We start from the raw sequence: 11,570 nt of genomic DNA on the forward strand, positions 1-11,570 counted from the left end.
ATCAACTCCCTTGCCCCTCGGGTGATTTGTTGACCGTGGCCGCGTCCAGGAACGCCGGGCGCTCACCGCCGCCGTGGACCAGGAGGGACGCGCCGGTGATGTACGCGGCCCGCGCGGAGGCGAGGAAGACGGCCGCCTCCCCCACCTCGCCCGGCTCGGCGAGGCGGCCGAGCGGCACGGTCCTGGCGACGGCCGCGACGCCCCGCTCGTCCCCGTAGTGCAGATGCGCGAGTTCGGTGCGGACCATTCCCAGGACGAGCGTGTTGACCCGCACCCCGGGCGCCCACTCCACCGCCATCGAGCGGGCCAGGTTCTCCAGGCCCGCCTTGGCGGCGCCGTACGCGGCGGTGCCGGGCGAGGCGCGCGTACCGCTGACGCTGCCGATCATCACCACCGAGCCGCCGGACGCCCGCAGATGCGGGTACGCGGCGAGCGAGGCGGTGAGCGGCGCGGTGAGGTTGAGCTCCACCACGCGCGCGTGGTGCTCGGCGGGCGACTCCCCGAGGAGGCGGTAGGGCGTGCCGCCCGCGTTGTTGACAAGCACGTCGAGGTGCCCGTACGCCGTCGCGACCGCGTCGAAGAACTCCCGTACGGCGGAAGATTCCCGCAGGTCGAGCGGGTGGAACTCGGCCTCCCTGCCCCCCGCTCCGACCGGCCGCTCCGGTGGTCTGCGGGCGCAGACCACCACCTCGGCGCCCGCCGCGAGGAACGCCCGCGCGATGCCCGCGCCGACGCCCCGGGTGCCGCCCGTGACGACCGCCGCCTTCCCGGCCAGCTCCATCCGCTGCTACCTTCCCTACCTAACAAATGTTTGGTGGAAAGGTAGCTGATCCGCTCATGGGTGTCTCCACCACCGGCCCCGAGAAGGGGATTTCCCTCGTCACCGTCGACTTCCCGCCCGTCAACGCGCTTCCCGTGCACGGCTGGTACGAGCTGGCCGACGCCGTGCGCACGGCCGGGCGCGACCCCGGGATCTGCTGTGTCGTCCTGGCCGCCGAGGGGCGCGGCTTCAACGCCGGGGTCGACATCAAGGAGATGCAGCGCGACCCCGGCCACAGCGCGCTCATCGGCGCCAACCGGGGCTGTTACGAGGCCTTCGCGGCGGTGTACGAGTGCGAGGTGCCGGTGGTCGCGGCGGTGCAGGGGCACTGCCTGGGCGGCGGGATCGGCCTGGTGGGCAACGCCGACGTGGTGGTGGCGAGCGAGGACGCCACCTTCGGGCTGCCCGAGCTGGACCGGGGCGCACTCGGCGCCGCCACCCATCTGGCCCGGCTCGTCCCCCAGCACCTGATGCGCGCGCTCTACTACACCTCGCGGACGGCCACGGCCCGGGAGCTGCTGGCCCACGGATCGGTGTGGAAGGTGGTCCGCAGGTCCGAACTCCTCGACACCGCAGTGGAGTTGGCGCGAGAGATCGCCCGCAAGGACGGTTCACTCATCCGGCTGGCCAAGGCCGCCATCAACGGCATCGACCCCGTCGACGTCCGCCGCAGCTACCGCTTCGAACAGGGCTTCACGTTCGAGGCCAACCTCAGCGGGGTGGCCGACCGGGTCCGCGACACCTTCGGCGAGGAACCGGGCAAGGGGAAGGAGCGGGCATGACGGACAAGACCATGACGCCCGAGGAGGCCGTCGCGCGGCTGCACAGCGGCATGACCCTCGGCATCGGTGGCTGGGGCTCGCGCCGCAAGCCGATGGCGCTGGTCAGGGCGCTGCTCAGAGCGCCGGTGACGGATCTGACGGTGATCTCATACGGCGGCCCGGACGTCGGACTGCTCGCGGCCGCCGGAAGGATCCGCAGGCTGATCGCCCCCTTCGCCACCCTCGACTCCATCCCCCTGGAGCCGCACTTCCGAGCGGCGCGCGAGGCGGGGGCGTTCACGCTGACGGAGATCGACGAGGCGATGTTCATGTGGGGGCTGCACGCGGCCGCCAGCCGGCTCCCCTTCCTGCCGGTACGGGCCGGACTGGGCTCGGACGTCATGCGGGTCAACCCCGGTCTGCGGACGGTGACTTCGCCGTACGAGGACGGGGAGACGTTCGTGGCCGTGCCCGCGCTGCGCATGGACGCGGCCCTGGTCCACCTCAACCGCGCCGACCGGCTCGGCAACGCCCAGTACCTGGGCCCCGACCCCTACTTCGACGACCTGTTCTGCGAGGCCGCCGACAGCGCGTACGTCTCCTGCGAACACCTCGTCGAGCCGGGCGGCTTCGCGGACGCCGTCCCGCAGACCCTCCTCATCGGACGCCACTCGGTCACGGGCGTCGTCGAGACGCCGAACGGGGCGCACTTCACGTCGTGCGTACCTGACTACGGGCGGGACGAGCCGTTCCAGAAGCTGTACGCGACGACGCCGTGGGACGAGTTCGCCTCGCGGTTCCTGGCGGGGCCGGACGAGAAGAGCTACCAGTCGGCCGTCCAGGCCTGGCACGAGGAGGTCCGATGACGGACTCGACCGTGGTGATCGGCCGCGCCGAGTACTGCGTGATCGCCTGCGCCGAGGCCTGGCGCGGCGACGGGGAGGTGCTGGCCAGCCCGATGGGCCTGATCCCGTCGCTGGGCGCGCGTCTGGCCCGGCGCACCTTCGCCCCGGACCTGCTGCTCACCGACGGCGAGGCGACGCTGGTCGGGGCGGACGGGGCGGCGGAGGGCTGGCTGCCGTACCGCCGCCATCTGACCATGGTCACCGGGGGCAGACGGCACGTGATGATGGGCGCGAGCCAGATCGACCGGTTCGGCAACCAGAACATCTCCTGCATCGGCGACTGGGCGGCGCCCACCCGCCAGCTGCTCGGGGTGCGCGGCGCCCCCGTCAACACCCTCAACAACCCGGTGAGTTACTGGATCCCGCGCCACTCCCCCCGGGTGTTCGTGCCCGAGGTCGACATGGTGTGCGGCGTCGGCTACGACCGGGCGGCCGCCGCCGGGGCGCGCTACCACCGCATCCCCCGGGTCGTCAGCGACCTCGGCGTCCTCGACTTCGCCACACCGGACCGCACGATGCGGCTGGCCTCGCTGCACCCCGGGGTGACGGTGGAGCAGGTGCGCGCGGCGACGGGCTTCGAGCTGACGGTGAAGGACGAGGTCCCGTACACCCGGGACCCCACTCCCGAAGAACTGCGTCTGATACGGGAGGTGCTGGACCCGGAGGGGCGGCGCGACGGGGAGGTCCGTAGCTGATGGAGACGGCACTGACCCGGCTGGTGGGAGTGCGGCACCCGATCGTGCAGACGGGGATGGGGTGGGTGGCCGGTCCCCGGCTGGTGTCGGCCACGGCCGAGGCCGGGGCGCTGGGCATCCTCGCCTCGGCGACGATGACCACGCGGGAGCTGCGCGCGGCGGTACGGGAGGTCAAGTCGCGTACGGACGCGCCGTTCGGGGTGAACCTGCGGGCCGACGCGGGGGACGCGCGGGAGCGGGTGCGGATCATCGTGGAGGAAGGGGTACGGGTGGCGTCCTTCGCGCTCGCCCCCTCGCGGGAGCTGATCGCCTCGCTCAAGGACGCGGGGGTGGTGGTCGTGCCGTCCGTCGGGGCGCGGCGGCACGCCGAGAAGGTGGCGGCGTGGGGCGCGGACGCGGTGATCGTGCAGGGCGGGGAGGGCGGCGGGCACACCGGCGAGGTGGCGACGACGGTCCTGCTGCCGCAGGTCGTGGACGCGGTGGACATCCCGGTGGTGGCGGCCGGGGGCTTCCACGACGGGCGCGGACTGGTGGCCGCGCTGGCGTACGGGGCGGCCGGGGTCGCGATGGGCACGCGGTTCCTGCTCACGTCGGACTCTCCGGTGCCGGATGCGGTGAAGGCGCGGTATCTGGCGGCGGGGGTGGGGGACGTGACGGTGACGCGGGCGGTGGACGGGTTGCCGCACCGCATGCTCCGTACGGAGCTGGTGGCGTCGCTCGAACGGGCCGGGCGGGTGCGTTCGTTGGTCTCGGCCGTGCGGCACGCGGCGGCGTTCCGCTCGCTTTCGGGCTCGTCGTGGGCCCGTCTGGTGGCGGACGGCCGCGCACTCCGCCACGGCAAGGAGCTGACGTGGAGCCAGGTGCTGCTTGCGGCGAATACGCCGATGCTGCTGCGGGCGTCGATGGTGGAGGGGCGGGTGGAGGCGGGGGTGATGGCGTCCGGGCAGGTGGCGGGGGTGATTGAGGATCTGCCTGGCGTGGGGGAGCTGGTGGAGAGGGTGATGCGGGAGGCGACGGCGACGCTGTCCGCGCTCCGTGACCTTGGCCCCACCCCGCCCGTTCCCTAAACCCTCCGGGGGTGGGTGGGTGGTTGAGGCGACTCTCCCGGGGGCTCCGCCCCCGGACCCCGTTGGCGGGGCTGCGCCCCTGCACCCCCTCGCGGGGCCTGCACCCCGCTCACGGGGGCTCCGCCCCCGGTACCCCCGCTGGAGCTGCGCCCCCGCCCCCGCTTCGGGCTCCGCCCCGGGCCCCGGCACGGGGGTGGGTGGGTTACCTGGGCTTCGCCCCCGGTCCCGTTTGCCTGCGGGCCGGTGGGGGCTGATCGCGCAGTTCCCCGCGCCCCTGAAGGGCGGGACCTACGGCCCCTGCCCCACTCCTCAAACGCCGGAGGGCCTGAATGTGCGGGCGCCGTTCCTCGTACGCCGGAGGGCCTGGTTGCGCGGGCGCCGTTCCTCGCACACCGTCGCGGCTGATGTGCGGGCGCCGTTCCTCGCACACCGTCGCGGCTGATGCGCGGGCGCCGTTCCTCGCACACCGTCGCGGCTGATGCGCGGGCGCCGTTCCTCGCACGCCGGAGGGGCCTGAAACGTGGCCGGGCCCCTTCTGCCTTTAGGGGCGCGGGGAACTGCGCGACCAGCCCCCACCGGCCCGCGGCCGAACAGGGGCGCCGGGGCGCAGCCCCGCAACGGGGTCTGGGGGCACAGCCCCCAGCAAGCAAGCCTCAACCCCCACCCGGCCGCCCGCCCAGGGCTTCAGGGAACGGGCGGGGTGGGGGCTGAGACCGGTGGAAGATCCGGCTACGCCGGCGCGCTGCGACGGCCGCCCGACTGGGGACGGCCACGCCGCGCCCCGCCGGCCTGGGCGCGGGCGCCCTGGGACTGGGCACTCCGGGCCCCGCCCTGGGCAGAACCCTGAGCGCGGCCACCCTGGGCAGAACCCTGAGCGCGGCCACCCTGGGCGGAGCCCTGCGCGCGGCCACCCTGGGGCTGCCCCGTGCGGCCCGACGACGTGCGGGAGCCCGAGCGGGCGCCCCGGCTACGGGTGCGGGCACCCGACGGCGGCGTCGGGGCCGGGACCTCGATCACGACCGGCACCCCGGACGGCTCGCGCGCGCCCGTGACCCGTACCAGCTCCTCGTCGCTCGACTTCACCGCCGCCGTCCGGGGACGAATCCCCGCGAACGTCATCAGGCGGCTCATCTCCCGCTTCTGCTCGGGCAGGACCAGCGTCACGACGCTGCCCGACTCGCCCGCGCGGGCGGTGCGGCCACCCCGGTGGAGGTAGTCCTTGTGGTCCGTGGGCGGGTCGACGTTGACGACCAGGTCGAGGTCGTCGACGTGGATGCCGCGCGCCGCCACGTTCGTCGCGACGAGCGCGGTGAGCTGGCCGCTCTTGAACTGCTCAAGGGTGCGGTTTCGCTGCGGCTGGGAGCGGCCGCCGTGCAGGCCGCCCGCCCGTACGCCGCTCGCGAGCAGCCGCTTGACCAGCCGGTCCACCGAACGCTTGGTGTCCAGGAACATGATCACCCGGCCGTCGCGCGCCGCGATCCGCTCGGTGACGGCCTTCTTGTCGGTCTCGTCCTGGATATAGAGGACGTGGTGTTCCATCGTCGTGACCGCGCCCGCCGACGGGTCCACCGAGTGGACGACCGGGTCGGTCAGGAACATACGGACCAGGCGGTCGATGTTCTTGTCCAGGGTCGCGGAGAACAGCATGCGCTGGCCGCCCGGCTCGACCTGCTTGAGCAGCGCAGTGACCTGGGGCATGAAGCCCATGTCGGCCATCTGGTCGGCCTCGTCGAGGACGGTGATCCGTACCTGGCCGAGCACGCAGTCGCCGCGCTCTATGAGGTCCTTGAGGCGGCCGGGCGTCGCCACGAGCACCTCGGCGCCGCGCCGCAGCGCGTTCGACTGCTTGGTGAGCGAGAGGCCGCCCACGACCGTGGTCAGGCGCAGGTTGACGGCCGTGGCGTACGGCGTCAGCGCGTCGGTGACCTGCTGGGCCAGCTCACGCGTCGGCACGAGCACGAGGGCGAGCGGCGCCTTCGGCTCGGCGCGGTGGCCGGCCGTACGGGCCAGGAGTGCGAGGCCGAAGGCGAGGGTCTTGCCCGAGCCCGTGCGGCCGCGGCCGAGGATGTCGCGGCCCGCGAGGGAGTTCGGCAGGGTCGCGGCCTGGATCGGGAACGGCTCGGTCACGCCCTGCGCGGCCAGCGTCTTGAGGAGCGCCGCGGGCATGTCGAGGTCGTCGAAACCGGCCACCGAGGGCAGCGCGGGCGTGACCGTTTCCGGCAACGTGAATTCGCCCTGCGGCTGCACGGTCCGGCCGCGCGCGGCGTTCGCGGCGGGCTTGGCGGAGCTGGAGGTGGAGCGCTTGCGGGGGGTCATACGCGTCATACGGAAATTGCCTTCCTGGGCCCGGTGGACGGACAGCACGCAAGCCGGGACCCGCACCTGCGCGGTGCGGGCCCCGGCTCGGAATTCGCCGTGATCAGACGGGGAGGATGTTCTCCGCCTGCAGGCCCTTCTGGCCCTGGGTGACCTCGAAGGAGACCTTCTGGCCCTCAAGGAGCTCACGGAAGCCGGAGGAGGCGATGTTCGAGTAGTGGGCGAAGACGTCCGGGCCGCCACCGTCCTGCTCGATGAAGCCGAAGCCCTTTTCCGAGTTGAACCACTTCACGGTGCCAGTAGCCATGTCATTCTCCTGAATAGGTAGGGGCCCCATCCGGAGAAAGCCGGAAAAACAATAATGCGCCTGAGGAACATTCCCGTCAGGCGCACATAAAGTCTATGGGTACCAAAACTGCAACGGAGAAACTGTACCACGTGCCCCCCTCAGGGAGCGGTGCGGCCGTGTGGGCCGCACCACTCCCCCGGGCCCGGCTCACAGGCGCTCGATCACCGTCACATTCGCCTGGCCACCGCCCTCGCACATCGTCTGGAGGCCGAAGCGCCCGCCGGTGCGCTCCAGCTCGTGCAGCAGCGTCGTCATCAGCCGTACACCGGTGGCCCCCAAAGGGTGGCCAAGGGCGATGGCGCCCCCGTTGACATTGACCTTCGCCGGGTCCGCGCCGGTCTCCTTCAGCCAGGCGAGCACCACCGGCGCGAAGGCCTCGTTGATCTCGACCAGATCGATCGCGTCGATCGTCAGGCCCGTCTTCTTCAGCGCGTACGCCGTCGCCGGGATCGGCGCCGAGAGCATCCGGATGGGGTCCTCGCCGCGTACCGAGAGGTGGTGGATCCGGGCGCGCGGGGTGAGCCCGTGCTCCCGTACGGCCCGCTCGCTCGCCAGGAGCATCGCGGCCGCGCCGTCCGAGACCTGGGAGGAGCACGCGGCGGTGATCGTGCCGCCCTCGACGACCGGCTTCAGGGCCGCCATCTTCTCCGCCGTGGTGTCGCGGCGCGGCCCCTCGTCGACGCGCACGTCCCCGTACGGCACGGTCTCGCGTACGAAACGGCCCTCGTCGGCGGCCCGGATCGCGCGCCGGTGCGAGCGGAGTGCGAACTCCTCCTGGTCCTGGCGGCTGATCCCCCACTTGTGCGCGATGAGCTCGGCGCCGTGGAACTGGTTGACGGGCTGGTCCCCGTACCGCGCCCGCCAGCCCGCGGAGCCCGCGAAGGGGCCCTCGGTCAGGCCGAGCGGCTCGGCCGCCCGCCGGGAGGCGAAGGCGATCGGGATCATCGACATGTTCTGGGTGCCGCCCGCGACCACCAGGTCCTGGGTGCCGGAGAGCACGGCCTGCGCGGCGAAGTGCACGGCCTGCTGGGACGAGCCGCACTGGCGGTCGACGGTGACGCCCGGCACCTCCTGCGGCAGCCCGGCCGCCAGCCACGCCGTCCGCGCGATGTCCCCGGCCTGCGGCCCGACCGCGTCGAGGCAGCCGAAGACGACATCCTCGACGGCGGCCGGGTCGACCCCGCAGCGCTCGACGAGCGCGCTGAGCACATGCGCCCCCAGGTCCGCCGGATGGACGCCCGCGAGCCCGCCCCTGCGCCGCCCCACCGGGGTGCGCACCGCTTCGACTATGTACGCCTCGCCCATTCCCAACTCCCCTAATAAGCCAGCGGATTACTCTCGTACGGCGATTCCGTCCAGCACCATCGACAGGTACTGGCGGGCGATCTCCTCCGGGCTGTGCTGTCCGCCGGGCCGGTACCAGGACGCGGCCACCCACACCGTGTCGCGGACGAACCGGTAGGTGAGCCGGACGTCCAGGTCCGCCCGGAACGCCTTCGCCGCGACCCCGCGCTCCAGGGTCCCCAGCCACGCCTCCTCGAACTTCCGCTGCGAGTCGGCGAGGTAGCCGAAACGCGGCAGCGCGGTGAGGTGCCTGGACTCCTTCTGGTAGATCGCGACGGCTGCCCGGTGCCGGTCGATCTCCCGGAAGGACTCGGTGACCAGGGCCTCGATGGTCTCGCGCGGCCCGAGCCCGGCCGCGAGCACGGCGTCGTACCCCTCCCAGAGCTCGGTCAGGAAGGTGGAGAGGATCTCGTCGAGCATCGATTCCTTGGAATCGAAGTGGTAGTAGAGGCTGCCCGCGAGCATGCCCGCCTCGTCGGCGATCCTGCGGACGGTGGTGGCGTTGTAGCCCTGGGCGGCGAACACCTCGGCCGCGGTGGCGAGGAGTTCTCCGCGCCGCTCGGGCACGCCGGTCACCTGCTGCTTCTTGTTCTTCGGCACGGGTCCATTGTGGTCCTGGGGGCCCTGGGCGGCGGCGCTAGGCGTGCTGGCTGCTGACGGCGACGACTTCGCCCGTCATATAGGAGGAGTAGTCGCTGGCCAGGAAGACGACGACGTTGGCCACCTCCCACGGCTCGGCGTACCGCCCGAAGGCCTCCCGCGCGGCGAGCTCGTCGAGGAGCTCGGCGGAGGTGACCTTGACGAGGTGGGGGTGCATGGCCAGGGAGGGCGAGACCGCGTTGACCCGCACCCCGTGGGCGGCCGCCTCGATCGCCGCGCAGCGGGTGAGCGCCATGACGCCCGCCTTGGCGGCGGCGTAGTGGGCCTGCCCGGCCTGGGCGCGCCAGCCGACGACGGACGCGTTGTTGACGATCACGCCGCCCCGGCCGGCGGCCCGATAGGCGCGCAGGGCCGCCCTGGTGCACCGGAAGGTGCCATTGAGGGTGACGTCGAGGACCCGGTCCCACTGCTCGTCGCTCATGTCGGCCAGCTCGGCCGTGCCGCCGAGGCCCGCGTTGTTGACGACGACGTCGAGGCGGCCGTGCAGCCGTACCGCCCCGTCGAACAGCGCGCGCACCTGTGAGTCGTCGGTGACGTCGCAGGGCAGCGCGGCCACGGCGCCGGCGCCGAACTCGGCCGCCAGGGCCTCCTCGGTCTCCTTGAGCCTGCGCGCGTGCGCGTCGCTGACCAGCACCCGCGCGCCCTCCTCCAGGAACCTGCGGGCGGTCGCGCCGCCGATCCCGGCCCCGGCGGCGGCGGTGACGACGGCGGTGCGGCCGTCGAGGAGGCCGTGCCCGGGCACGTACGGAACCTTGTTGTCGGTCACATCCGCAGGCTAACCTACCAAACACTTGTTAGGGAACGGTCGCGAAGGGGCGGGCCCCGCAATGGACTTGGACCACACGGCCGAGGAGGACGCCTTCCGCGCCGAGGCGCGCCGGTGGCTCGCCGCCCATGTGCCAGGCGCGCCGCTCCCCTCCCTGGAGACGGCGGAGGGTTTCGCCGCGCACCGGGAGTGGGAGGCCGAGCTGTACGCCGGGCGGTGGTCGGCCGTCTCCTGGCCCGAGCGGTTCGGGGGCCGGGGCGCCGACATCTTCCGGTGGCTGGCCTTCGAGGAGGAGTACTGGGCGGCGGGCGCGCCAGGCCGGGTCTCCCAGAACGGCATCAGCCTGCTCGCGCCGACGCTCTTCGACCACGGCACGGAGGAGCAGCGCGCCCGGGTGCTGCCGGACATGGCGAGCGGGGCGGTGGTGTGGGCGCAGGCCTGGTCGGAGCCGGAGGCCGGGTCCGACCTGGCGTCGCTGCGGTCCCGGGCCGTACGCACGGACGGGGGCTGGCTGCTGTCGGGGCAGAAGACGTGGTCGTCGCGGGCCGCGTTCGCCGACCGCGCCTTCGGTATCTTCCGTACGGACCCGGCGGCGCCCCGCCCCCACCAGGGCCTGACCTACGTGATGTTCGATCTGCGGGCCTCCGGGGTGACCGTCCGCCCGATCGGCCGCCTCGACGGCAAACCGGCGTTCGCGGAGCTGTTCCTGGACGAGGTGTTCGTCCCCGACGAGGACGTCATCGGGGAGCCGGGGCAGGGCTGGCGCATCGCGATGTCGACGACCGGCAACGAGCGCGGCCTGACCCTGCGCTCCCCCGGCCGCTTCCTGGCCGCCGCCGACCGGCTCGTACGGCTGTGGCGCGAGCGGGGCGAGGACCGCGGGATGCGCGACCGGGTGGCGGACGCGGTGATCGGGGCGCGGGCCTATCAGCTGTTCACGTACGCGGGCGCGTCCCGCTTCGCGGCGGGCGGGGAGATGGGCGCGGAGTCGAGCCTGAACAAGCTGTTCTGGTCGGAGTACGACATCGCGCTGCACGAGACGGCGCTGGAACTGCTGGGCACGGAGGGGGAGTTGGCGGAGTCGCCCGCAGGGTGGGGAGAGGGGTACGTCTTCGCTCTCGCCGGGCCCGTGTACGCCGGTACCAACGAGATCCAGCGCGACATCGTCGCCGAGCGCCTGCTCGGTCTCCCGAAGGGCCGCCCCCGATGAGGTTTCTGCCGACCGCCGAGCAGCGCGACTTCGCCCGCTCCCTGGACGCGCTCCTGACCGCCTCGGACACCCCGTCGGCCGTACGGTCCTGGTCTGCCGGGGACCACGGGCCCGGCCGGGCGCTGTGGGCGCGGCTCGCCGGGGCGGGGGTGTTCGCGCTCGCGGCGCCGGAGGCGCACGACGGGATGGGCCGCCACCCGGTCGAACTGGCCATGGCCTACCGGGAGTTGGGCCGCCACGCGGTACCGGGCCCGCTGGTGGAGACGGCGGCGGCGACGGCCCTGCTCTGCCACCTGGCGGACGGCGGCGACCCCGCCCCGGCCAAGCGCCTGCTGCCGGGCGTGCTGGCGGGCGAGAGCGTCGTCACGCTGGCGGTGCCGGAGGGGACGGGCGGAGGGTACGCGCTGGATGCGGATGGGGCGGATGTGGTGCTGGTGGTGACGGGGGCGGACGGGGCCGCTGCGGGCGAGGCCGGACGGGCTGGGACCGGTGGGGCAGGGACCGGGGCCGGGACCGGTGGGACCGGGACCGGGGAAGCCGGGGCCGGTGGGGCCGGAGGGGCTGAGGCTGGTGGGGCCGGGGCCGGGGAAGCCGGGGCCGGTGGGGCCGGAGGGGCTGAGGCTGGTGGGGCCGGGGCCGGGGAAGCCGGGGCCGGTGGGGCCGGAGGGGCTGAGGCT

Annotated in this window: 12 protein-coding genes; 6 read left to right on the forward strand and 6 right to left on the reverse strand. The window is 73.4% G+C overall.

Annotated features, from left to right (window positions below; translation table 11 throughout):
- Position 1 precedes the first annotated feature (1 nt).
- Entirely contained in the window at positions 2 to 781 is a 780-nt protein-coding gene (locus tag ACFWA7_RS23450) for an SDR family oxidoreductase (protein ID WP_385824971.1), read from the reverse strand.
- A gap of 56 nt (positions 782 to 837) precedes the next feature.
- Between ACFWA7_RS23450 and ACFWA7_RS23455 the strand changes: the two genes are divergently transcribed.
- The 4 genes from ACFWA7_RS23455 to ACFWA7_RS23470 are packed head-to-tail and all read left to right on the forward strand — an operon-like array spanning position 838 to position 4,248.
- Positions 838 to 1,602, forward strand: coding sequence for an enoyl-CoA hydratase family protein (locus tag ACFWA7_RS23455; protein ID WP_385824973.1), 765 nt, complete (start codon positions 838 to 840; stop codon positions 1,600 to 1,602).
- Entirely contained in the window at positions 1,599 to 2,447 is an 849-nt protein-coding gene (locus tag ACFWA7_RS23460) for a CoA transferase subunit A (RefSeq protein ID WP_385546326.1), read from the forward strand. Before ACFWA7_RS23455 ends, ACFWA7_RS23460 begins: the two co-directional genes overlap by 4 nt.
- Positions 2,444 to 3,181 (forward strand): CoA-transferase subunit beta, encoded by a 738-nt coding sequence (locus ACFWA7_RS23465; RefSeq protein ID WP_385546324.1) that lies wholly within the window; start codon positions 2,444 to 2,446, stop codon positions 3,179 to 3,181. Before ACFWA7_RS23460 ends, ACFWA7_RS23465 begins: the two co-directional genes overlap by 4 nt.
- Positions 3,181 to 4,248: an NAD(P)H-dependent flavin oxidoreductase gene (locus ACFWA7_RS23470; RefSeq protein ID WP_385546321.1), complete on the forward strand. Its 1,068-nt coding sequence runs from the start codon at positions 3,181 to 3,183 to the stop codon at positions 4,246 to 4,248. The genes ACFWA7_RS23465 and ACFWA7_RS23470 overlap by 1 nt, the downstream gene beginning before the upstream one ends.
- Before the next feature lie 729 nt (positions 4,249 to 4,977).
- On the opposite strand, the gene ACFWA7_RS23475 is transcribed toward ACFWA7_RS23470, so the two are convergent.
- The 5 genes from ACFWA7_RS23475 to ACFWA7_RS23495 form a co-directional block, all read right to left on the reverse strand.
- Positions 4,978 to 6,573 carry a DEAD/DEAH box helicase gene (locus ACFWA7_RS23475; protein WP_385824975.1) on the reverse strand — a complete coding sequence of 532 codons (1,596 nt, stop codon included), beginning with the start codon at positions 6,571 to 6,573 and terminating at the stop codon, positions 4,978 to 4,980.
- Positions 6,574 to 6,667: 94 nt separating this feature from the next.
- Entirely contained in the window at positions 6,668 to 6,871 is a 204-nt protein-coding gene (locus ACFWA7_RS23480; protein ID WP_385546315.1) for a cold-shock protein, read from the reverse strand.
- 189 nt (positions 6,872 to 7,060) lie between these two features.
- Positions 7,061 to 8,218: an acetyl-CoA C-acetyltransferase gene (locus tag ACFWA7_RS23485; RefSeq protein ID WP_385546312.1), complete on the reverse strand. Its 1,158-nt coding sequence runs from the start codon at positions 8,216 to 8,218 to the stop codon at positions 7,061 to 7,063.
- 27 nt (positions 8,219 to 8,245) lie between these two features.
- Positions 8,246 to 8,857, reverse strand: coding sequence for a TetR/AcrR family transcriptional regulator (locus tag ACFWA7_RS23490; RefSeq protein ID WP_385546310.1), 612 nt, complete (start codon positions 8,855 to 8,857; stop codon positions 8,246 to 8,248).
- A 37-nt stretch (positions 8,858 to 8,894) separates the two neighbouring features.
- Positions 8,895 to 9,683, reverse strand: coding sequence for an SDR family oxidoreductase (locus ACFWA7_RS23495; RefSeq protein WP_385824977.1), 789 nt, complete (start codon positions 9,681 to 9,683; stop codon positions 8,895 to 8,897).
- Positions 9,684 to 9,744: 61 nt separating this feature from the next.
- Here ACFWA7_RS23495 and ACFWA7_RS23500 point away from each other — a divergent pair, with 61 nt between their 5' ends.
- Both ACFWA7_RS23500 and ACFWA7_RS23505 read left to right on the forward strand, forming a co-directional pair.
- The gene (locus tag ACFWA7_RS23500; RefSeq protein ID WP_385546304.1) at positions 9,745 to 10,893 is read left to right on the forward strand and encodes an acyl-CoA dehydrogenase family protein; all 1,149 of its coding nucleotides are present in this window, start codon (positions 9,745 to 9,747) and stop codon (positions 10,891 to 10,893) included.
- The coding region (locus tag ACFWA7_RS23505) for an acyl-CoA dehydrogenase family protein (RefSeq protein WP_385824979.1) at positions 10,890 to 11,570 on the forward strand (681 nt) is incomplete at its 3' end. The genes ACFWA7_RS23500 and ACFWA7_RS23505, both read left to right, overlap by 4 nt.

Source organism: Streptomyces sp. NPDC059994, assembly GCF_042737755.1.
Lineage (GTDB): Bacteria > Actinomycetota > Actinomycetes > Streptomycetales > Streptomycetaceae > Streptomyces.

Coding starts and splice junctions, on each gene's coding strand:
- ACFWA7_RS23450 (WP_385824971.1), bottom strand. CDS start 781: ATGGAGCTGGCCGGGAAGGCGGCGGTCGTCACGGGCGGCACCCGGGGC.
- ACFWA7_RS23455 (WP_385824973.1), top strand. CDS start 838: ATGGGTGTCTCCACCACCGGCCCCGAGAAGGGGATTTCCCTCGTCACC.
- ACFWA7_RS23460 (WP_385546326.1), top strand. CDS start 1,599: ATGACGGACAAGACCATGACGCCCGAGGAGGCCGTCGCGCGGCTGCAC.
- ACFWA7_RS23465 (WP_385546324.1), top strand. CDS start 2,444: ATGACGGACTCGACCGTGGTGATCGGCCGCGCCGAGTACTGCGTGATC.
- ACFWA7_RS23470 (WP_385546321.1), top strand. CDS start 3,181: ATGGAGACGGCACTGACCCGGCTGGTGGGAGTGCGGCACCCGATCGTG.
- ACFWA7_RS23475 (WP_385824975.1), bottom strand. CDS start 6,573: ATGACGCGTATGACCCCCCGCAAGCGCTCCACCTCCAGCTCCGCCAAG.
- ACFWA7_RS23480 (WP_385546315.1), bottom strand. CDS start 6,871: ATGGCTACTGGCACCGTGAAGTGGTTCAACTCGGAAAAGGGCTTCGGC.
- ACFWA7_RS23485 (WP_385546312.1), bottom strand. CDS start 8,218: ATGGGCGAGGCGTACATAGTCGAAGCGGTGCGCACCCCGGTGGGGCGG.
- ACFWA7_RS23500 (WP_385546304.1), top strand. CDS start 9,745: ATGGACTTGGACCACACGGCCGAGGAGGACGCCTTCCGCGCCGAGGCG.